At 60.6% G+C, this 21,491-nt stretch carries 19 protein-coding genes; 9 read left to right on the top strand and 10 right to left on the bottom strand.

From position 1 onward, the window contains the following. Positions 1 to 115 precede the first annotated feature (115 nt). Positions 116 to 931 carry an LPS export ABC transporter ATP-binding protein gene (gene lptB / locus AB731_RS01170; RefSeq protein ID WP_047092766.1) on the top strand — a complete coding sequence of 272 codons (816 nt, stop codon included), beginning with the start codon at positions 116 to 118 and terminating at the stop codon, positions 929 to 931. A 79-nt stretch (positions 932 to 1,010) separates the two neighbouring features. Then, complete coding sequence (gene rpoN, locus AB731_RS01175) at positions 1,011 to 2,447, top strand: RNA polymerase factor sigma-54 (RefSeq protein WP_047092765.1); 1,437 nt, start codon at positions 1,011 to 1,013, stop codon at positions 2,445 to 2,447. 32 nt (positions 2,448 to 2,479) lie between these two features. Here rpoN and AB731_RS01180 read toward each other — a convergent pair whose 3' ends face one another. Then, positions 2,480 to 3,079, bottom strand: a complete 600-nt coding sequence (locus tag AB731_RS01180; protein ID WP_047092764.1) for an SDR family oxidoreductase — start codon at positions 3,077 to 3,079, stop codon at positions 2,480 to 2,482. A 46-nt stretch (positions 3,080 to 3,125) separates the two neighbouring features. Further along, a complete protein-coding gene (locus AB731_RS01185; RefSeq protein ID WP_047092763.1) occupies positions 3,126 to 4,505 on the bottom strand; it encodes an NAD-dependent succinate-semialdehyde dehydrogenase in 1,380 nt (459 codons plus the stop codon). Between the two features lie 414 nt (positions 4,506 to 4,919). On the opposite strand from AB731_RS01185, the gene ctrA reads away from it, so the two are divergent. The 4 genes from ctrA (at position 4,920) to AB731_RS01205 (ending at position 9,071) form a co-directional block, all read left to right on the top strand. After that, complete coding sequence (gene ctrA / locus AB731_RS01190; RefSeq protein ID WP_047092762.1) at positions 4,920 to 5,615, top strand: response regulator transcription factor CtrA; 696 nt, start codon at positions 4,920 to 4,922, stop codon at positions 5,613 to 5,615. A gap of 138 nt (positions 5,616 to 5,753) precedes the next feature. Beyond that, positions 5,754 to 6,455 carry a tRNA (guanine(46)-N(7))-methyltransferase TrmB gene (gene trmB / locus AB731_RS01195; protein ID WP_047092761.1) on the top strand — a complete coding sequence of 234 codons (702 nt, stop codon included), beginning with the start codon at positions 5,754 to 5,756 and terminating at the stop codon, positions 6,453 to 6,455. A gap of 57 nt (positions 6,456 to 6,512) precedes the next feature. After that, positions 6,513 to 7,199, top strand: coding sequence for an SDR family NAD(P)-dependent oxidoreductase (locus AB731_RS01200; RefSeq protein ID WP_047092760.1), 687 nt, complete (start codon positions 6,513 to 6,515; stop codon positions 7,197 to 7,199). Between the two features lie 84 nt (positions 7,200 to 7,283). Continuing rightward, entirely contained in the window at positions 7,284 to 9,071 is a 1,788-nt protein-coding gene (locus AB731_RS01205; RefSeq protein ID WP_047092759.1) for an SLC13 family permease, read from the top strand. On the opposite strand, the gene AB731_RS01210 is transcribed toward AB731_RS01205, so the two are convergent. The 3 genes from AB731_RS01210 to AB731_RS01220 all read right to left on the bottom strand — a co-directional run bounded on the left by AB731_RS01210 (position 9,068) and on the right by AB731_RS01220 (position 13,922). Next, positions 9,068 to 10,180: a DUF1501 domain-containing protein gene (locus tag AB731_RS01210; RefSeq protein ID WP_231638799.1), complete on the bottom strand. Its 1,113-nt coding sequence runs from the start codon at positions 10,178 to 10,180 to the stop codon at positions 9,068 to 9,070. The two genes, AB731_RS01205 and AB731_RS01210, sit on opposite strands and share 4 nt — an antisense overlap. A gap of 3 nt (positions 10,181 to 10,183) precedes the next feature. After that, on the bottom strand, positions 10,184 to 11,599 hold the full coding sequence (locus tag AB731_RS01215; protein WP_047093178.1) for a DUF1800 domain-containing protein: 1,416 nt from the start codon (positions 11,597 to 11,599) through the stop codon (positions 10,184 to 10,186). Between the two features lie 61 nt (positions 11,600 to 11,660). Beyond that, complete coding sequence (locus tag AB731_RS01220; protein ID WP_047092757.1) at positions 11,661 to 13,922, bottom strand: NADP-dependent malic enzyme; 2,262 nt, start codon at positions 13,920 to 13,922, stop codon at positions 11,661 to 11,663. Positions 13,923 to 14,036: 114 nt separating this feature from the next. On the opposite strand from AB731_RS01220, the gene mutS reads away from it, so the two are divergent. Together mutS and AB731_RS01230 are read left to right on the top strand one after the other, a co-directional pair. Next, positions 14,037 to 16,667: a DNA mismatch repair protein MutS gene (gene mutS / locus AB731_RS01225; RefSeq protein WP_047092756.1), complete on the top strand. Its 2,631-nt coding sequence runs from the start codon at positions 14,037 to 14,039 to the stop codon at positions 16,665 to 16,667. 44 nt (positions 16,668 to 16,711) lie between these two features. Continuing rightward, positions 16,712 to 17,131, top strand: a complete 420-nt coding sequence (locus AB731_RS01230) for a YidH family protein (RefSeq protein WP_047092755.1) — start codon at positions 16,712 to 16,714, stop codon at positions 17,129 to 17,131. An 18-nt stretch (positions 17,132 to 17,149) separates the two neighbouring features. Here the strand turns inward: AB731_RS01230 and AB731_RS01235 are convergent, their stop codons facing one another. The 4 genes from AB731_RS01235 to gluQRS form a co-directional block, all read right to left on the bottom strand. Beyond that, positions 17,150 to 17,506 (bottom strand): hypothetical protein, encoded by a 357-nt coding sequence (locus tag AB731_RS01235; RefSeq protein ID WP_047092754.1) that lies wholly within the window; start codon positions 17,504 to 17,506, stop codon positions 17,150 to 17,152. 51 nt (positions 17,507 to 17,557) lie between these two features. Then, complete coding sequence (locus AB731_RS01240; protein ID WP_047092753.1) at positions 17,558 to 18,133, bottom strand: cob(I)yrinic acid a,c-diamide adenosyltransferase; 576 nt, start codon at positions 18,131 to 18,133, stop codon at positions 17,558 to 17,560. A gap of 159 nt (positions 18,134 to 18,292) precedes the next feature. After that, positions 18,293 to 18,520, bottom strand: coding sequence for an HIG1 domain-containing protein (locus tag AB731_RS01245; protein ID WP_047092752.1), 228 nt, complete (start codon positions 18,518 to 18,520; stop codon positions 18,293 to 18,295). Beyond that, entirely contained in the window at positions 18,517 to 19,362 is an 846-nt protein-coding gene (gene gluQRS, locus AB731_RS01250) for a tRNA glutamyl-Q(34) synthetase GluQRS (protein WP_047092751.1), read from the bottom strand. The genes AB731_RS01245 and gluQRS overlap by 4 nt, the downstream gene beginning before the upstream one ends. 137 nt (positions 19,363 to 19,499) lie before the next feature. On the opposite strand from gluQRS, the gene AB731_RS01255 reads away from it, so the two are divergent. Further along, entirely contained in the window at positions 19,500 to 20,108 is a 609-nt protein-coding gene (locus AB731_RS01255) for an HNH endonuclease (RefSeq protein ID WP_047092750.1), read from the top strand. A 151-nt stretch (positions 20,109 to 20,259) separates the two neighbouring features. Here AB731_RS01255 and kynU read toward each other — a convergent pair whose 3' ends face one another. Beyond that, positions 20,260 to 21,489: a kynureninase gene (kynU, locus tag AB731_RS01260; RefSeq protein ID WP_047093177.1), complete on the bottom strand. Its 1,230-nt coding sequence runs from the start codon at positions 21,487 to 21,489 to the stop codon at positions 20,260 to 20,262. Positions 21,490 to 21,491: the final 2 nt, after the last annotated feature.

Here is a 21,491-nt window from a genome sequence, read left to right on the forward strand (position 1 = left end):
ACAATTCAAGCTTGGCTGCCAATCAGGCGAACGGTTGAGAGATTTTGGGACAAGTCATGCACGAATCTTGCCAAACACTCTTCAAACCCGTGCTTCACATGCTAGAAGTGGTGGGATGAGCCCTCTCGATAACGAAACTCTTGACGAAGATGCCTTGGTGCAAGCCATCGCAGAGGCCCCTTCCCATGCGGCCCCGAAACTGCCGCCGGAAGGCGGGCTCGAAGTCGTGTCCATCGCCAAAAGCTATGACAAGCGCAGCGTGCTCTCCGACATATCGCTCAGTGTCGGGAAGGGCGAAGTGCTCGGCCTGCTCGGCCCCAACGGCGCGGGCAAGACGACGTGCTTCTATTCGATTATGGGGCTGGTGAAGCCTGACAGCGGCCGCATCCTGATGGACGGCGTCGATGTAACGCGCCTGCCGATGTACCGCCGCGCAATCCTGGGCCTGGGCTATCTGCCGCAGGAAACCAGTATTTTTCGCGGGATGACGGTGGAACAGAACATCAATTGCGTGCTGGAAATGGTAGAGCCGGACAAGGCCACCCGCGCCCGCGAACTGGAACGGCTGCTCGATGAATTTGGCCTTACCCGCCTGCGTTCCAGCCCCGCGATGGCGCTTTCTGGCGGTGAACGGCGGCGCTGCGAAATTGCGCGCGCCCTGGCGGCCAGCCCTTCCATCATGTTGCTTGACGAACCCTTTGCCGGAATCGACCCGCTGTCGATCAGCGATATTCGCGATCTGGTGGCGGATTTGAAAAACCGCGGCATCGGCGTGCTGATCACCGACCACAACGTTCGCGAAACGCTGGAAATCGTGGACCGCGCCTGCATTATCTACGGTGGGCAGGTGCTGTTCGCCGGCAGCCCGCAGGAACTGGTCGCAGACGAGAATGTGCGCCGCCTGTATCTCGGCGACAACTTTACCCTATGATGCTTCATCCCAGCCCGCAGGCTGGGGCGCGGTGTCAGCCCACAGGCTGGCACCGCTCGAGCGATAGCGGGCAAAACTAATGGCCCTCGGTCCCCGCCTAGACCTGCGCCAATCCCAATCGCTGGTGATGACGCCGCAGTTGCAGCAGGCGATCAAGCTGCTGGCATTGTCCAATCTGGAAATTGAAACCTTCATCGGCGATGCGCTGGAAAGCAATCCGCTGCTGGAGGCAGGCGAAATTCGCAGCGAAGAGCGGGAAGCCCCTGTGGAGGCCGAACCCCGCGATGCAACGTCTGCCGAGGGGGAACGCGCGCTTGATATAGACACCAGCGCGCTCGACCGGGACCGCGATACGGGCGACTGGTCCGCGCAAATGTCCAGCGGCGGCGGGGAGGACGGACCGGACCTTGAAAACCGCGAAGGCGCAGAGCTTTCGCTGGCCGATCATCTGGAAGCGCAAGTCGGCGCCTGCGCGCCGGACCAACACGCCGCCTTCATTGCGCGCCATATTATCGGCCTGCTGGACGAGGCGGGATATTTGCCCACTCCACTTCGCGAAATTGCCGGGGCGTTGAACGTGCCTATTGCCGATGTGGAGCGCGCGCTCGAATGCGTCCAATCGCTTGACCCTACAGGCGTCGGCGCGCGCACATTGTCCGAATGCCTCGCGTTGCAGGCCAAGGAAGCTGACCGCTACGATCCCTGCATGGAAGTGATGATCGACAACCTCGATCTCGTGGCCAAGGGCGCGTTTGCCCATATCCGCCGCATTTGCGGTGCGGATGAGGAAGACCTTGCCGAAATGCTGACCGAGCTGCGCAGCTACGATCCCAAGCCCGGCCTGCAATTCGGCGGCGGCACGAGTGCGGCCGTGGTGCCCGATATTCTGATCAGCGCCGGGGCAGATGGCGGCTGGGATATCAAACTGAACGAGGCCACCCTGCCCAAACTGGTCGTCAACCGCAGCTATTACCTGGAAATGCGGGACGGTTGCCCCGGCAAGGAAGCGCGTGGCTGGCTTTCCGAAAAACTGGCCGATGCCAATTGGCTGATCAAGGCGCTGGACCAGCGGCAAAAGACGATCCTGAAAACCGCCGCCGAAATCGTGAAGCAGCAGGACGGGTTCTTCCGCAAAGGCGTGTCGCACCTGCGCCCGCTGACACTGAAGACAGTGGCCGAGGCGATCGAGATGCACGAAAGCACCGTCAGCCGCGTCACCAGCAACAAATTCCTCCACTGCGAACGCGGCACGTTTGAACTGAAATACTTCTTCACCAGCGGCGTCGGCGGCGGAGAGGGCGGCGAAGGCGCGAGTGCGGAGGCAGTCAAGGCGCGCATCAAGGCATTGTGCGATGCGGAAGACCCGAAGAAAGTGCTGTCGGACGATGCTTTGGTTGAGCTTTTGAAGGCGGAGGGGTTCGATCTGGCGCGGCGCACCGTAGCGAAATACCGCGAAGCTATCGGGATTGGTTCTTCAGTGCAGAGAAGGCGGGCGAAGAAGCTGGCGGGGATGTGATCCTCCACTGATGGCGGCACATCCCCCGTAGCTCAAATCACGCTTTCCATCCTTAGTACTTTGCCCACCCACTCAGGCGCTTCCGCAGCATCGGCGAGCAGTTTGGCAACTTCTGCGCGGCTGGCCTTTCCGGACGGATCTGCATTCTCACCAAGTCGCACCTCGCCCGTGACTGCGTCATCCGTCAATGCGACGGGCCGCAGGATCGCATATTCCAATGGCGTGGCCATCAGGTGCTCATCCGCGGCGTGTTTTGCCTCAAGGTAATGCGCAAGATCGCTGTCCGGGTCCGGATCACCGGCCCCAACACTGCTCAACATGACGAAGCGGCGCACGCCTTTCGAGACTGACAGGTCGATCAGCGCCATTGCGCCATCACGGTCGACCTTGTCAGTCATCTCTTCCGACGATCCGCCGCCCGCGCCTGCAGCAAACACCACGACTTCGCAGCCATCGGTAATGTCATCGGCAAGATCGGTCAGATCCCCGACGCGTTGTTCGACACCGTCTGGCAGGCCGCTGGTGTCGGAGCTTTGCCGTACCATCGCGACGGGGGCATGCCCCCTGCCTTGCAGTTCGCGAACGAGGTGCTGGCCGGTCTTGCCGGTCGATCCGGCGATGAGGATTTGCATTGGGTATTCTCCAGATAGGATTGTGCGTGTCCGGCGTTCGCCGTGATCAGGGCAGGAAGATGGCCTTCGTGTTCACGAATTCCTTCATGCCGAAACCGCCGTGTTCACGCCCGTATCCGGAATCTTTCACGCCGCCGAACGGCATGTTTGGATCGGCCGCTCCAAACGAATTGATGCGGACCATGCCGGTGTCGAAATGATCACGGGCCAATTTGATCGCCTTGTCCTCGTCCTTGCTGAAAATACCGCCGCCGAGGCCATAGCGGCTGTCGTTTGCAATACGCATGGCGTCTTCATCATCCTTTGCACGGATGACCGAGGCGACCGGGCCGAACAATTCGTCGTCATAGGCGGGGGTGCCGGGCTTGCAATCGGCCAGAACGGTGGCTGGATAATAGAACCCTTCGCGCCCCTCCTCAGGGTCACCGCCGCACAGCAGGGTCGCGCCGCCGTCAACGCTCTTGCCGACTTGCTCGACCAGCGTATCGAACTGTTCCTTGCTGCTTACTGGTCCAAGCTGAGTATCCTCATCGTTGGGATCACCCATCTTGGTAGCCTTCATCTGATCGACAAAGGCGGATACAAACGCGTCATACACGGCATCGACCACAACGAAGCGCTTTGCCGATACGCATGTCTCGCCGTTATTATAAAGGCGGCCTTGCACGCAGGTTTTGACTGCCAGCTCGATATCCGCGTCTGCCAGCACGAGATAGGCATCGTTTGATCCCAGCTCGAGCACGGTCTTCTTCAAATTCTTGGCTGCAAGTTCGCCAATATGGCTGCCCGCGCCATCGCTTCCTGTCATGGTGACGGCGCGAATGAGCTTGTGCTCGATGATCTTGTCGGAAAGATCATGGCCAACAAGAACCACGTCGAAAAGGCCCGCAGGCAGGCCAGCTTCAAGGCACAGATCGCGCAGCAGCAGTCCGCTGCCGGTGCAGATGGATGCGTGCTTCAGGATTACAGCGTTCCCCGCCATCAGATTGGCCGCAAGGACGCGCGCGGGCTGATACAGCGGGAAATTCCACGGCTGGACGCTGTAGATAATGCCGATCGGCGCAAACGACACAATGCCGCGCTTTTCACCGCCGCTATACTCGCGCTCCTGATCGGCAAGTTCAGCGGGGCCGTTCTCAGCAGTGTATTCGAAGATGCCGGCGCACAGTTCGACTTCGGTTGCGCCGTCGCGCAGCAGCTTGCCCATCTCGCGCGTCATAAGCTGCGAAATCCTGTCGGAATTGCCGCGCAGAACCTTGGCAATCTGGCGAAGATACTCCGCCCGCTCCTCATGGCTCTTCTCGCGCCAGTCCAGAAAGGCGCTCTGTGCATGTTCGATTTTGCCGAACGCTTCCTGCTCGGACATGAGGTCGTATGTTGCCAGTGTTTCGCCAGTGGCAGGATTGCATGTTTGTATCTTGGTCATCGAAAGCTCCCGTGAGGCCGCGACAGATGATCACATCTCCGGGGTGTATGGGATGCAATGGCGACGAAATTGAAATTCATTCTCGCAACGGTTGCTGGAGATTAGCGTTCCTGTGCTGGTTGTCCGGGTTGCTTGCGCCGTGCGGGCCAGAGGCCGGGCCATGGGCGACAAAGTTGCAGCAAGCCATCATCGCGATGCAAAGCGCGAAAACCTTCACATTCTTGGGCGTCGAACGGCCGCGAAATTAACGCCTTTCCCCTGTGGCAAGGAAGACTCACCAAAAAGTCTTAACGTGCGAAACCGATTGTTAACCTTTTTTGGAGAGAAGTGTCGTGGTTAATTCATGGCAACACCTCCTACCGGGGGGTTACCACGAGACAGATAATTTCTCGGGAACTGTAAGGGGACCCTACAATGCGTGTTTTGCTGATCGAAGACGAGCCAACAACCGCCAAGGCGATTGAACTCATGCTCACCACTGAAGGCTTTAATGTCTATCAGACCGATCTGGGCGAGGAAGGCCTCGATCTGGGCAAGCTGTATGATTACGACATCATTCTGCTCGACCTCAATCTGCCGGACATGCACGGATATGACGTGCTGAAGAAGCTGCGCGTTGCCAAGGTGCAGACGCCGGTTCTGATCCTTTCCGGCATTGCCGAAATGGACAGCAAGATCCGCTCCTTCGGTTTTGGCGCAGACGATTACGTGACCAAGCCATTCCACCGCGACGAACTGGTCGCCCGCATCCACGCCGTTGTGCGCCGTTCGAAGGGCCACAGCCAGTCGATCATCCGCACCGGCAAGCTGGCCGTGAACCTGGATGCCAAGACTGTCGAAGTCGAAAGCGCCCGCGTTCACCTGACCGGCAAGGAATATGCGATGCTGGAACTGCTCTCGCTTCGCAAGGGCACCACGCTGACCAAGGAAATGTTCCTCAACCACCTGTATGGCGGCATGGACGAGCCTGAACTGAAAATCATCGACGTGTTCATCTGCAAGCTGCGCAAGAAGCTTTCCAGCGCATGCGGCGGGGACAATTATATCGAAACCGTATGGGGCCGGGGCTATGTGCTGCGCGATCCCGACGTAGAGGCCGAGGCTGCCTGAAAAGCCGACTGATTTAGCCTATTTCGTCCCTGGTGGACGGGGGGTACCCGAAAGTACCCCGGAAGTTAGCGAGGGCAATGTCCTTGCGCTTCCGGGGACTTTTTCTTTACGGCCCCGTTTTCTCTAAGAGGCTGGCAAATGAGTGCACACAAGGAAGGCGATCCGACCACGCTGAAACGGTTGTATGGCCGCAGCCAGGGCAAACCCCTGCGCGCCGCACAGCAGGATCTGGTCGACAATCTGCTGCCGCAAATCGCGGTACCGGAGGAAGGCGAGGTGACGGCCACCAGCCTGTTCGGCGAAGATTGCCCGATGCATTTCGAAATCGGTTTCGGCGGCGGCGAACATCTCGCCTACCGCGCTGATCTGCTCCCCAACCACGGGTTCATCGGGGCAGAGCCATTCCTGAACGGCGTGGCACAGGCGCTGACCCATGTCCGTGACGGCACGCTCGCCAATGTCCGCCTGCACCACGGAGACGCGCTGCAAGTGCTGGCGCGCATTCCCGACAACTCGCTAACGATGGTGTACCTGCTCCACCCGGACCCCTGGCCCAAGGCGCGTCATGCCAAGCGGCGCATGATGAACGATGGCCCGGTACGCATGATCGCGGACAAGCTGAAACCCGGCGGCGAATTTCGCTTCGGCACCGATCACGACATCTATGTGCGCCACGCGCTGATGGTGATGCGCCGTTTCCGCGATGATTTCGAATGGGTGATCGACGGCCCTGACGATTTCCGCAATCGCCCATCCGGATGGCCCGAAACGCGGTACGAATACAAGGCGCGCAATACCTTCAAACATGAAGTCTGGTATTTCCGCTTCCGCAAACGCTAGGCCGCGGAACTTGCGCAGCGTTCGCTCGCTTTCCCTTGTGAACAAACGGAGCATGACATGAGCGACAAGACAGCAATCATCATCGGCGCGTCGCGCGGACTTGGGCTTGGCTATGCCAAGGAACTGGCCGGGCGCGGTTACAAGGTCATCGCCACGGAGCGCAGCGAAAGCGGCGATCTGCACCAGGCTGCCGAGACGACCGGTTCGCAAATCGAAATCGTGAAGTGTGACGTGACCGGTGCAGACAGCGTCGCAGCTATCCGTGATAAATGTGCCGATGGCTCAATCGATTTGCTGGTTGTTAACGCCGGTGTCTACGGCGGCCGCAAACAGGGGCTTACCGACCTTGCCCACGGCAATGTAGCCGATATCCTGCACACCAACGCCACCGCACCGATCCAGTGCGCTCTTACCCTTCTGCCACTGCTGAAGCGCGGCGGAACAATCGCCATGATGAGCAGCAAGATGGGCTCCATCGACGATTCTTCTGGCGGAATGAACCTCTATCGCATCTCCAAAGTAGCCCAGAACATGCTGGCCCGTTCGCTGTTCGAAAACCATGCGAAGGACCGCGGCGTGGGCGTGATTTCATTGCATCCCGGCTGGGTACAAACCGATATGGGCGGGCCAGATGCTCCGCTGGATGTGGATACCAGTGTAACCGGTATGGTCGACGTGCTGGAAGCTGAACGAGAACCACGCCACGTATTCCTAAATTACGATGGCAGCTCCGTTCCCTGGTAGCACTGGCATGATTGGCGAATCCAATGGACAGGCCACGCGATTTGGACAAAGTGCAAAACCTATGCCGATGAATGATTTGTCCGGATGCTGACCGAATATTCGGCCCCTATCGGGCTTGCGCTGCTGGTCAGCCTGTTCGTTGCTTTTGCTCTGGAGCGCCGCCCGCCCGTGGTCGTGGCGATCATGGGTGCCGCCGCCATGATGGTGCTGGGATATTTGCCGAGCGACCAGATGCTGGCCGTGTTCGGCAATTCTGCCCCGATCACCATTGCGGCGATGTTCATCCTGTCAGGTGCATTGCTGCGCACCGGCGCGCTGGAGGCTGTTTCCGGCTGGGTTATCCGCCGCACGCTGCGCCGCCCCGCGCTGGCGTTGGGAGAGATCGCCGGCGGGACCCTGATTGCGTCCGCCTTCATGAACAATACGCCGGTCGTGATCGTCATGATCCCTATCGTCAAACGCCTTGCACGGGTGCTCAAGATGGCGTCCACCCGGTTGCTGATCCCGCTCAGCTATCTGTCGATCCTTGGCGGTACGCTGACCCTGATCGGCACGTCCACCAACCTGCTGGTGGACGGCGTGGCGCAGGAAGCTGGGCTGGAGCCGTTCGGCATCTTTGAAATCACCATTGCTGGTCTTGCGGCGGCGGCGGCGGGCCTGGTGGTTGTTGCCATTCTTGCGCCCATCCTGCTTCCCGCACGCGGTCCGCGCGCAGAGGATGAAGAGAGCGAGAGCGATCTCTATCTTTCGCACCTGACAGTGCAGGAACACAGCCGCATGACGGGCAAGGCGCTGGCAGACACCAGTTTTGCGCGGCGACCGGGCCTCAATTTTCTGGCCAAGCAGAACGGCCGCGATCTTGACCGGTCGTCTATTGAAAATGTCCCATTGGAAGAAGGCGATCAATTCGTCATCTCCGCATCTCCTGAAGAGCTTGCCTCGCTTGCCGAAGCGGTGGATTTCCGGATCGGACTGGTCGGACTTGGTGGCGGCGTTGTCACCCGCAAGGATCGGCGACCGGCCGACCTTCGCGTGGTAGAGGCGGTGGTTTCCGCATCGCATCCGATCATCGGCCGGCGACTGGCCGAAATTCCGTTGCTGTCGCGATTGCAAGTTCGTGTGCTCGGTATTGCACGCCCTCGCCATCTTGCCGGGCCGACACTGGCCGATGTGCGGGTTCGCGCGGGCGACCGTCTGCTGATCGCCGCCACATCGGACGCGGCGGCGTCGCTTCAGGCCAATGTCCAGCTGACCCATGTCACCGAAAGCGGCATCCGTTCGTTCCGCCGCGACAAGGCGCCAATCGCGATCGCGACGCTGGCCGCAGTCGTCATCGGTGCTGCGCTGTTCGGTTTCCCGATAGAGGCGATGGCGATTATGGGCGTGGCCGTAGTACTCCTCACACGCTGCGTCGAACCGGATGAGGCATGGTCCAGCCTTGATGGCAGTACACTGGTGCTGATCTTCGCCATGCTGGCCTTCGGTCAGGGCCTGTCCAATGCAGGCACGATGCAGCTGATCGTCGATTGGCTTCAGCCGCTTATTGCCGGAGGATCACCGCTGCTGGTGCTGGTGCTGGTCTATGCGATCACCAGTATCATGACAGAAACCGTCACCAACAATGCCGTGGCGGTCATCATGACGCCGATCGCCATCGGACTGGCGCAGGCTGCCGGGATCGATCCGCGGCAATTGGTGGTGGCCGTGATGATTGGCGCGAGCGCGAGCTTTGCGACGCCGATAGGATACCAGACAAATACACTGGTTTACGGCGCGGCAAATTACCGCTTCACTGACTTTCTGAAAATCGGCGTGCCAATGAACCTCGCAGTCGGCGCGGCGGTCTGTACCGCCATTACGTTGTTCTATTAGGCAGAGCCCAAAGCAGCGAGTGCGCGGGCCGGGTCGATGCCGAAATGTTCGGCAACCGCGCCAGTAGCCAGCGCCAGAAGATCGCCTGTCGGGCGCAAATCGCGGCCTTCGTAAAGCTGGTTGGAGGCAAGGCCCGGCCAGTCAGCAATCACCTTGGCACCACTGGGCAACGCTCCGCCCAGAAGCAATGCGGCAGACGCCGTACCATGGTCCGTGCCGAGCGATCCGTTGATTGCGGCAGTCCGGCCGAATTCGGTCGCCACCAGCACGATTGTGTCGTTCCACACATCCCCAAGCCCGTCGCGCAGCGAGCCAAGCAGTCCGTCGAGCCCCCGCAATTGCTGATTGAGCCGTCCCGGCTGGCCCTGGTGCGTGTCCCAGCCGCCGGTTTCCACCATCATTACGCGCGGGCCGCCTTCGGCCATCATCAAGGAGGATGCGAGTTCGCCAATTTGCTGTCCGCCACGACCGGCATTGTCGCCGATATCACTCGCCAGCATGCGGGTCCGCATGGCCTCGTCCCACAGGGGGCCAAGCGCCGCATCTTCACCATACATCATGGCGACGCGGTTCAGTAGGTCTTCGCTGGGATCAGGCAGCCGGTTTGGTGCATAGGTTCCCACCTGGATATCACCGCGCAGCGTCAGCGGGACAGCGGCGGACAGCGCAAGCGGGCCGGGTGCACCAGGGAGCAGCGGCAACAGGCGGCCAAGCCAGCCTGTGCGCGAAGCGTAAGGTCGCGGATTGCCGCTTTCGAGGACATTTTGCGCATCGAAGTGCGAACGCTGCCGATAGCCTGTGGCAACAGCGTGCCATGCCCGGGCCTCGCCCGTGTCAAACATCTGGGCGGTCCGGACCAGCGCCGGATGCAGCGCGAAAAAGCCGTCCAGCGGATGCGCATCTTCATTCACCAGCCGTTCGCGCAACGATCGCAGTGCCGGGTCGCCATGCGGCTGGACCAGCGCCAGTCCGTCTGCGGCACCGCGCTGGAGCACGAACACGAAACGCTTATCCTGCCCTGCTGCAAACGCAGTGCGCGGAAAGGCGATACCAGCCCCCGCTATGGCAGAGGCAAGCAGCATATGGCGGCGGGTGAGATTCAATTTCACATCCTATCTCCGCATGAATTCAGGGCTGGAAAGCAGCAGTGCCATGCCCATTGTGGGGGCCTCGGCCCGCGCAATTGCCTGCGCGGTGGAAGGCAGTAAAGCTTCACCCAGGACAGCTGCCGAAAGACTGCGCGGATCGGCGCCGCGTACGCCATTGGCGGTCAACCGATTGGCGACTTCCACACGGGTCAGAAGCGCGCCGGGAGAAGCCCAGTCGCTTGCAATATCTCCCCAGCCAGAAGGGTTGCCCGGATACCAGACAGGCTGGCCGAGCATATCCATCAGACGGTGCACGCCTTGCGCATTGCGCGGGATCGCTTCTGGGCCGAGCGCTCTGGCAGACGCCGTCATCCAGTCCCACGGGGTGCGGAATTTGGTGCGCGGGGCTGACCACGCCTCGGGCGCATCGATAAGGGCAGAATATACGGCAGAAAGCTCCCCGCCGCTGTCCAGATAAGCGCGCTCGAGCCGCGCAATGGCGCTTTCGGGCGGAGTATCAGCGATGAAGTGGCGCGCCAGCTTAGTCGCCAGATGACGCGCTGTGGCTGGATGCATTGCCAGGTCACCAAGAATCGCGATCGCTTGCAAAGCGCCATTCTGGGAATACCGGTTGCCGATTACGGTGCGTGTACCGGGTTCGTGCAGATCTTCCACAAACGCGGTTTCGCCAGGTGCCCCTTCAATGATCCGGCGCATGCCGTTGGGGCCAAGGCCAGCAACGGTCCAGCCGGTCAGCGCGCGCGCCAGCTCGACCACATCGTCCTGAGTGTATCCGCTTCGCACGCCCATCGTATGCAGTTCCAGAACTTCGCGCGCCAGATTCTCGTTCAGGCCCAATTGCGCATTGCGGCGACGCCTGTTGATCCGCTGTATCAGGGTAGAATTGGGGCCTGCCGATCGGGTCTGGTCCAGGAACAGCAGCATGGCAGGATGGAAAACCGCAGCGCGCAGCAAATCGGCGAAATTTCCGCTGAGATTGCGCCGGATGGCCGAAAATTCATATTCGGCGGCAAGCGAATATACTGGCAGCCGCTCTGCCGACACGGCGAAATGGTTGGACCAGAAATGTACCAGACGCTCTGCAAATGGTGTTTCGCTTTGCGCTGCAATACGCAGCCGTGCAGCGCTGGCCTCGAACAAATTACGCCGGTCGCGCTGCCTGACATCGCGGCGGCTCTCTCTCGCCGCCTCCTGCTCCGCCATATCGTTTGACCGGCGCGCCATCTGCGTCTCGTTGCGGACGTCTGCAACGCCAAGGATCAAGTCTTCGATAGAAAGCAATCGCGGCATACCGGCTGGCGCAGGATCGAAGTCCTGCAATTGCTGGGCAAGCCAGCCGCGGACGTCACCCGGCACGCGTGTTTGCGGTGTCGCACCCAGTCCAAACCGATCATTCGCGATGCTTGCTGTGTCCGTCATGGACACACACATACCGCATCCACCTGAATACAGGCGTACCAAATTGTCGCAGATTGTCTCGTCAGCCGAGGATGCCCGCACTTGCCAAAACGGCCAGTGTCAGCACCTCTGGAGCAATGGCAGTCATCGCAGCGATCTGCACCGGCTTTTCCATACCGATCTGCATCGGCCCGATCGTCGCATCGCCGCCCAATTCACGCAGCAACTTCGCTGACAGATTGGCGCTTTGCAGACCGGGCATGATCAGGACGTTGGCAGGGCCCGACAGGCGGCTGAACGGATACAGCTCCATGACCTTCGGGTTCAGCGCGGCATCGGGCGCCATTTCGCCTTCGTATTCAAAGCCGGGATCTTCAGCGTCCAGAATGGCCACGGCATCGCGCACATTGCCAAGCCATTGGCCAGCAGGATTGCCGAAGGTGGAATAGGACATGAAGGCCACGCGCGGTTCATGCCCCATCCGGCGTGCAACAGCGGCTGTTTCCTTGGCGATATAGGCCAGCTGCGGCGCGGTTGGCCGTTCATTGATGGTCGTGTCGGCAAGGAAAGTGGTGTGGTTCTTGCCCACGATCATATGGATACCGAACGGCGTTGCGTCTGGCTTGGGATCAAGCACCCGGGCCACTTCACGCGCAGTCTGGCTGAATGTGCGGGTAAGGCCGGAAATCATCCCGTCGCCGTGCCCAAGCGCCACCAGCAGAGCGGCGAACACGTTACGTTCCTGATTGACCATGCGGCCCACGTCGCGCTTCGTATAACCGCGCCGCTGGAGCCTTTTGTAAAGATACTCCACCATCGGTTCGATATCGGGATAATTGGCCGAATTGGCGATTTCGTAGCTTTCCGGATCGTCCACTGCGAGCTCGCGCAGCTTTTCCAGCACCTTCTCGGTTCGTCCGACCAGAATAGGCGTGCCGTAACCGAAATCGCGGAACTGTATGGCCGCACGCAGCGCGACATCTTCTTCTGCCTCGGCAAATACCATGCGTTTGGGGTTGGCCTTCGCGTCTTCGTAAACGCGGGTCAGCGCAGAAGTCGTGGGATTGAGGCGGCTGCGCAGGCGCAGCGTATATTCGTCGAAATCCTCGATCGGGTCCTGTGCTACGCCAGAATCCATCGCGGCCTTGGCGACAGCGCAGGAAACACGTTCCATCAGGCGCGGATCGAAAGGGGCTGGAATGATGTATTCGCGCCCAAACTTGTGGTTTATGCCATATGCGGCAGCCACTTCTTCGGGCACACGTTCCCGCGCCAGTTCCGCAATAGCTTTTGCAGCGGCAACTTTCATTTCTTCATTGATCGCAGTCGCACGCACATCCAGTGCGCCGCGGAAGATGAAGGGAAAGCCGAGCACATTGTTCACCTGATTGGGGAAGTCGCTGCGGCCGGTTGCGATGATCGCATCGGGGCGCACGGCCTTCGCTTCGTCGGGCATGATTTCGGGCGTGGGATTGGCCATCGCAAAGATGATCGGGCTGTCCGCCATCTTCATGACCCATTCCGGCTTCAACGCACCGGCAGCAGACAGGCCGAGGAAGATATCCGCGCCGTCCAGCGCCTCTTCCAGGGTGCGCGCCTGCGTCGGAACGGCATGGGCGCTTTTCCACTGGTCCACATTCTCGCGGCCGGGATAAATCGGACCGGTCCGATCGCACACGATCACATTTTCGTGGGGGATGCCCATCGCCTTGATCAGCGCGGTACAGGCCAGCGCAGATGCGCCCGCACCGTTCACCACCATTTTGCAATCTTTAAGCTCGCGCCCGGTAAGGAATGCCGCGTTCAGCAAGCCCGCGGCGGCGATGATCGCCGTGCCGTGCTGGTCATCGTGCATGACCGGGATATTCATCCGGTCGCGCAGAGCCTGTTCAATGATAAAGCATTCGGGCGCAGCAATATCTTCAAGATTGATGCCGCCAAAAGTCGGCTCCATCAAGGCAACCGCTTCGATGAACTTTTCAGGATCTTCGGTATCGAGCTCGATATCGATGGAATCGACATCCGCGAACCGTTTGAACAGAACGGCCTTGCCTTCCATCACCGGCTTGGATGCAAGCGCGCCCAGATTGCCGAGGCCGAGGATGGCCGTACCATTGGAAATCACCGCCACAAGGTTGGCCCGGGCGGTATATTTTGCCGCGAGCGAAGGATCTCTGGCTATGGCCTCAACAGGTGCAGCAACGCCGGGGGAATAAGCGAGCGACAAATCGCGCTGAGTCGTCATCGGCTTCGATGCGATAATCTCGATCTTACCGGGGCGGATGGTTTCGTGATAAAACAGCGCTTCGCGCTCGGTGAAACCTTTATTCTCTTTTTCGTCCAAGGCTCGCTCTCCTGTATGGCGTCCCGCATAGAGGCATGTGCGCGGCGGGGATAGGGGAAAGGTTGCGCGCACGCCTTCCCGAATCGGACGCTGGCACGCTACCGCCGCAGGAGTATGGCCAGCACCGCTACTCCGATGATGAAACAGTACCTCGGTCTCAAGGCCGAGGCGGGGGACTGTTTGCTGTTTTATCGCATGGGCGACTTTTTCGAACTGTTCTTCGACGATGCGAAAAAGGCGGCCAGCGTGCTTGATATCGCGTTGACCGCGCGGGGCGAAAACAATGGTCAGCCCGTGCCGATGTGCGGGGTGCCGGTGCACGCAGCCGAAGGCTATCTCGCACGGCTGATCAAGGCCGGATGCCGGGTCGCGATTGCCGAGCAAGTGGAAACACCTGGCGAGGCCAAGGCGCGGGCCAAGCGCGAAGGCACACCCTCCTCAAAGGTGCTGGTGAAACGGGATATCGTGCGCTTCGTAACGGCGGGCACGCTGACTGAGGAGGCGCTGCTCGAACCGCGCCGGGCAAATATGCTGGCGGCTGTGTGCGATGTGCGCGGCACCTGCGGCGTGGCGGCATGCGATATCTCGACCGGCGCAATGATGCTGGAAGAATGCATCCCCGAACGGCTGCCTGCTGTGCTGGCGCGGATCGGGGCGAGCGAGATTGTGGCACCGGAAGGTTGGGCAACGCGCGCTCTGGGCGAAAATGCCGAAATGGTATTGCGTGCGGTAAGCACCTTCTCGAGCGACGCGGGCGAGATTCAGCTGAAGGCCATTCACGGCGTCGCGACGCTGGACGGGTTTGGCGGGTTCAGCCGAGCGATGCTGGCCGCAGCGGGTGGATTGCTTGCCTATCTGGACCATGCCGGGCGCGGCAATATGCCGCTCCTGCTGCCACCCTTTGCACGGTCTCATGACGGGCACATGGCAATGGACGAGGCCACGCGCGCCAGTCTTGAAATCCTCGCCAGCCAGCAAGGCGGGCGCGCCCATTCGCTGATTGCGGCAGTGGACCGCTGCGTTACCGGGGCTGGCGCACGGTTGCTTGCTGAAGACCTTTCCGCTCCGCTGGCGCACAAGCCCGCGATCGAGGCGCGGCTGGCACTGGTGCAATATCTTTTCAGTGATCCGCTGCTGCGCGGGGATTTACGCGGATTGCTGCGAGCGCTCCCTGATATTGGCCGCGCATTGGGCCGGTTGGTTGCAGGCCGCGGCAGTCCGCGTGACCTTGGCCAGATACGCGATGGCCTGAGCGGGGCGCGCCGTATTCATGATATGTTGAAAGACAGGGCTGATCGGCCTGCGATGCTGGAGGCGCTGCTGCCTTCGCTGACCGGCCATGCGGAGCTTACCGATCTGCTGGGCAGCGCGTTGGTGCCGTCCCCGCCAACAGAACGGCAAAACGGCGGCTTCATCGCCGAAGGGTATGATCACGCGCTGGATGAATTGCGCGAGGTATCGGGCAATGCCCGCCGCGCCATCGCCGCGATGGAAGCGCGCTACCGGGCGGATACCGACACGCCTTCGCTCAAGATCAAGCACAACGGCGTGCTCGGTTACTTTATCGAAGTGCCTGCCAAACATGCCGACAAGCTGATGGCACCTGACAGCGGCTTTACTCACCGCCAGACGATGGCCAATGCGGTGCGCTTCAACTCGCTCACCCTGCACGAAGAAGCGGGCCGCATTGCCGAGGCTGGCGGGCGCGCTCTGGCAGCGGAAGAATCGCATTTCGAGGAGCTGATGGAAGCGGTGGCCGCGCGCCGTGAAGCCATCGCTGGCACCGCTGCCGCCCTGGCGCGGCTCGACGTATCGACAGGGCAGGCAGAGCGCGCATCCGAAGGCGAATGGTGCCGCCCGCAGATCAGCGATGATCCGGTGCTCGATATCGAGGCCGGCCGCCATCCGGTTGTCGAAGCGGCACTTGCAGCCAGCGGAGAACGCTTCGTCGCCAATGATTGCGCTCTGTCGAGCAACGACCGGCTGTGGCTGGTGGGCGGACCGAACATGGGCGGTAAATCGACGTTCTTACGGCAAAACGCGCTCATCATTCTGCTCGCGCAGGCAGGCGGGTTCGTACCTGCCCGGTCAGCACATATCGGCCTTGTCGATCAATTGTTCAGCCGTGTTGGCGCGTCGGACAATCTGGCGCGAGGCCGCTCCACCTTCATGGTCGAGATGGTCGAAACTGCTGCGATCCTTAGCCAAGCGGGCGAGCGTAGTTTTGTGATCCTGGACGAAGTCGGGCGCGGTACATCAACCTATGACGGGCTGGCGCTGGCGTGGGCTGTGGCTGAGGCCATCCACGAAACCAACCGCTGCCGCTGTCTGTTCGCCACGCATTATCACGAGATGGCGCGATTGGCGGAAACCTGCGACGCGCTTAGTCTGCACCATGTCCGCGCGAAGGAGTGGAAAGGCGATCTGGTGTTGCTTCACGAGCTTTCGGAAGGGGCGGCAGATCGCAGTTACGGGCTCGCGGTTGCGAAGCTGGCGGGCGTGCCTGCGCCGGTGGTCAAACGCGCCAAATCCGTGCTCGACAAGCTTGAAAAAGGTCGCGCCGAAACGGGCGGGCTGGCCGCTGGCCTTGGTGATCTGCCGCTGTTTGCTGCGGCTCTGGAAGCTGCGGAAGTAGAACGCGACGGGCTGCGCGATACTCTCAATTCGCTCGATATCGACGCGCTCACACCGCGCGATGCACTCGACATGCTGTATCGCCTGAAACGCGAGGCCGGCGATAACTGATTGACCGCATTGGCATTCGCGCCTGCGTCACCTATCCTGCGGTCATGGCACAGGACGATCCCGAGCTCAAAAGTGATGACAAATCCACCAGATGGGCGGAAAACCGCACCGACTGGGCGGAAGATCGCACGATCATGGCGCTGGAAAGGACATTTGCCGGATGGATGCGCACTGCCTTCGCCGCCATCGCAATCGGCATCGGTTTTCGCGCGCTGTTCGGGGAATTTGATCCGCCATGGCTGGCCAAGGCCATCGCGACAATGTTCATCGTGCTGGCCATCGTGTTTGCGATAAGCGCGGAAAGGCGCGCCTGCCGCGCGTTCGAACGATTGTCCTCACACGCGGTAGACGCGCCAAAATTGCCCAATATCAAGCTGGTCGCTTATTCGATTTCGGCAGGCGCCGCTGTTTTGATCGTAGCGCTGTGGCTGCTCAATGACGGAACGCTAGCGCAAAGTGGATAGCGGGCGGTTAGCAGGCGATTAGCTGCCGTCACCGCGCAGGCCGTCTGGATTGTGGCCCTTGCCGTATTTGTCGACATTGTCATCGTGGTTCGGCTCTCCGTCAAACGCGTGCATGTCGATCCGGCCAGAACTTTCCATGTCGCGCATGTGATCGACGGTGTCCTGCGTGGAATCGCCCATCAAGCCTGATGGATTCTTGCTTTTGGTGCTTTCGGTCGGGCTACCGGTCTCTTCTGTCAAAGCCTTCGCCTGCTCGGCAACTTCCTGCGCCTGGGAGCGGTGATCATCCTGCTCATCATTATGCGTTTCGGGCGCGAGGCCTGCCTGGCGCTGTTCCTGGCTGAGGTTGGGGCTCTGCGGTTTTGTATCGGTCATGTGGTATCTCCTTTGCTTTACCAACGGGCAGGCAGCGGAGCTGGTTCCAAATTACCGGTTCGCGCCGGGAGTCCACAAAACATCACCCGCTCCGCCATTGTTGACCGCGCGGCAGAGGACGAAAAGGTAGTCCGACAGCCGATTGATGAATTGGGCAGCTGCTGGATTGACTGGCTCCTGCGCCGCCAACGCAGACACCGCACGTTCCGCCCGGCGCGCCGAAGTACGGGCCAGATGGAGGCGCGCGGCAGCTTCGCTTCCGCCTGGCAGAATGAAACTGGTGAGCGGCTCCAGTTCGGCGTTCACGGCGTCAATCCGGTCTTCGATCCATTTTACCTGAGCGGGCACAATTCGAAGAACCATTTCCGACGGAGCAAAGTCCTCGTCCTCGCCCGCAGGCGTGGCCAGATCAGCGCCAAGGTCGAACATATCATTGAGAAGCCGCACCACGTCATCGCGGTGCGCGCCGTCCATCGCCTCAGCTGCAAATCCGAGCGCCGCGTTGGCCTCATCCACTGCGCCAACCGCTTCCATGCGCGCGGCGTGCTTGGGCAGGCGCGATCCATCGACCAGACCCGTGGTGCCATCGTCCCCGGTGCGCGTGTAAATCTTGTTCAGCTTGACCATGGTCTCTCACTAAGCCCTGAAAATTGCGATGCAAACGGTTGGTTGAAAACAAACCGCAAGGGCGAAGGCCCGCCCGCAGCAGCCCCGCACCCTGAACTTGTTTCAGGGGAAAGGAACAGCTGCGAGGATGCACCCGCGGATGCGGGTGCGCAAAACAAATTAGCTGTTTACGGCAAGAAGGACGGCAACCACAACAATTGCCAGCGCCTGATATTTGATCCGGGCAAACATCGCCTGGTTCTGCTTCGCCTGCATGGCCTGCGAATTATCGGTCCCGTTTTCGAGGTCGATCTTCGTGGTTTGCAAGAAGGCGATGATGCCGCGAACCAGCGACACCACGACCATGATACAGAAAATGGCGATCAGGATGATAAAGAGTGCGTTCATAAGACACCATGTGGGAAGCCGGACAGGGTAATACCACACGGCATTTGGCCCATGCGGAGGCTTTGCGCCAGCTTCTTGCCATCATCACCCGCTGCCCTGCGATCCGAAAGTGACGGCGAGCCGCGCCGTTTGGCCAGTTTCTCGCCCGTATCATCCAGCAGCAGCGCATGGTGGTGCCAGCGCGGCACGGGCAGACCCAGCAGCTGTTGCAGCAGGCGGTGGATGTGCGTCATCGAAAACAGATCTGCCCCGCGCGTAACCAGCGTTACCCCATCCGCCCCATCGTCCAGCGTGGCGGCCAGATGATAGCTGGCGGGCGCATCCTTGCGCACCAGCACCACATCGCCAAATTCGCGCGGGTCGGCTCGCTGGATACCTGCGTTATCGTCCTCCCACTCCAGTTCGCCTGCAAGCGCCAGCGCGCTTTCCAGATCGAGCCGCATCGCTGCCGGGCGGGTCAGGTCATGGTGGCTTCCCTTGCAACTGCCAGGATAGATCATCCCACCGGGCGATAAACGCGGCGCCAGCGCCTCAATTTCCGCACGGGTGCAGGTGCAAGGATACAAAACCCCCATTTCTCGTAGCCGCTCCGCCGCCGCATGATAGCTATCCAGCCGAGTCGATTGCGCGGGCACTTCGTCCCATTCCAGCCCCAGCCATTCCAGATCACGGCGGAATTCATCGGCCAGTTCCGGGCGAGACCGCGCACCGTCGATATCCTCGATCCGCAGCAGAAAACGTCCGCCCGCCTCCTTCGCAAGATCGTGCGCCACTATGGCAGAATAGGCATGGCCCAGATGCAGCGGGCCGTTGGGGCTGGGGGCAAAGCGCGTGGTGGTCATGGGCGTTATCATGGCTTCGCAAGCTCATGCCAGATCGCGCGCGCTGTGCACATCCCTGTGGAAAGCCTGTCTGTAACAGGGTTGACGCTTCGCTGTGTAAATGCACATTTCAAGCAGAATCACGGAGGACACCAAAAGTGTTCAAGACCGAACTGATTGAACGTGCTGCGGTATTCAAAAGCGCCGAGGGTGATCCTGTGCGCTCTCTGGAAAGCTGCCCCGCCCTTGTGCTGAACGCGGATTACACGCCGCTTTCCTACTATCCACTCAGCCTGTGGCCGTGGCAGACCGCGATCAAGGCGGTGTTTCTGGAGCGGGTGGATATCGTTGCGACCTATGACCGCGCGGTGCATTCGCAATCGCTCGACATGGCGGTGCCAAGCGTGATCGCCCTGCGGCAATATGTAAAGCCGAGCCAGTTTCCGGCTTTTACACGGTTCAACCTGTTCCTGCGCGACCGCTTCGCCTGCCAATATTGCGGCAGTCCGAAGGATTTGACCTACGATCACGTCACCCCCCGGCGGCAGGGCGGCAAGACCACATGGGAAAACATCGCCACCGCCTGCGCGCCGTGCAACATGAAGAAGGGTGGCCGCACGCCGAAAGAGGCCGGGATGCACCTGCAATACACGCCGATCCGCCCGACTTCGTGGCAGCTGCAACAGCAAGGCAAAAGCTTCCCGCCGAACTTCCTTCACGAAACTTGGCGCGATTGGCTGTACTGGGATATCGAGCTGGAGGCTTGAGGGGTTGGTCTCAGGTGAGCCGCACCATTATCCAAGGCCAGATCAGCGCAATTACAGCCACGTAGTACCAAGGCATCCATTTGGCGAATACGAGCCAAGCGACCCAGTCCACACTCATGCCAAACACGAAGATAAGGCCAGAGCCGCCCGCTCAAGTCACCGCCCCGCGCTCCGCATATTCCGCTTTCCGCCACTCGCCGCTGTCCAGCATATCGCGCAGTTCACTCACCAGCCGCGCGCAGTCGGCGTAGCGGACGTAGGCTGGCGCGAAGCCTACGCGCAGTACGTCAGGCGCGCGGAAGTCTCCGATAACTTTGCGGGCGATGAGGGCCTGGCATAGCTCGTAGGCGTTTTCATGCCGGAACGAGAGCTGGCTGCCGCGCACTGCCGGATCGGCGGGGGAGATGCACTCCAGTTCGGGAATATGTTCTGCCATCGCAGCGCGGGTGAATTCTGACAGGCCACTCGATTTCTCGACCAGCGGCGCGATGCCGATGCTCGCCATCAGGTCCACGCCCACTTCCATCGCGCTCATCGAAAGGATTGGCGGGGTGCCGCAAAGCAATCGGTCCACGCCGGGTGCAGGCGCATACTCATCGGTAAAGTCGAACGGCTTTGCATGACCCATCCAGCCGCTTAAAGGCTGTTCAATGCCGCTTTGGTGCCGCTGCGCCACATAGGCAAAGGCAGGCGCACCCGGGCCACCGTTGAGGTATTTATACCCGCAACCAACCGCAAAATCCGCGCCTGCGCCGTTCAAATCGACCGGCACTGCGCCTGCCGAATGGGAAAGGTCCCACAACACTAAAGCGCCCGCATCATGCGCTGCCTTGGTCAGCCGGGCCATGTCGAACATCTCGCCCGATTTGTAATGCACATGGGTCAGCATCAGCAGCGCGACATCATCGCCTAAAGCGCTTTCGATATCCCCGCGGTCCGCCAGCCTCTGCTCCGCAAGACCTTGGCTTTCCAGCCCTTCGATCATGTAGAGGTCAGTCGGGAAATTGCCCGGTTCGGACAGCACGACCTTGCGGCGCTGACCGTTCTGGGACTGCAGTTTCAGCGCCGCGCTGATCAGCTTGAACAGGTTTACAGATACGCTGTCTGCCGCGATCACTTCATCGGATTTCGCGCCCACCAGCGGAGCGATCTTGGCGCCCAGCCGCTGCGGCAAATTGATCCAGCCTGCGGTATTCCAGCTCGAGATCAGGTCTTCACCCCATTCCCGTCGCACAACCTCCGCAATCCGGTCAGGCGTGGCCTTGGGCAGCGCGCCCAGCGAGTTGCCATCAAGATAAGCGATGGCATCATCCAGCAGGAATTCACCGCGCCATTTCGCGAGCGGGTCGGCCGCGTCGAGGTTGGCGGCCTGTTCGATCAGCG

It is taken from the genome of Aurantiacibacter marinus (assembly GCF_001021555.1).
In the GTDB taxonomy this organism is placed as follows: Bacteria; Pseudomonadota; Alphaproteobacteria; order Sphingomonadales; family Sphingomonadaceae; genus Alteraurantiacibacter; species Alteraurantiacibacter marinus.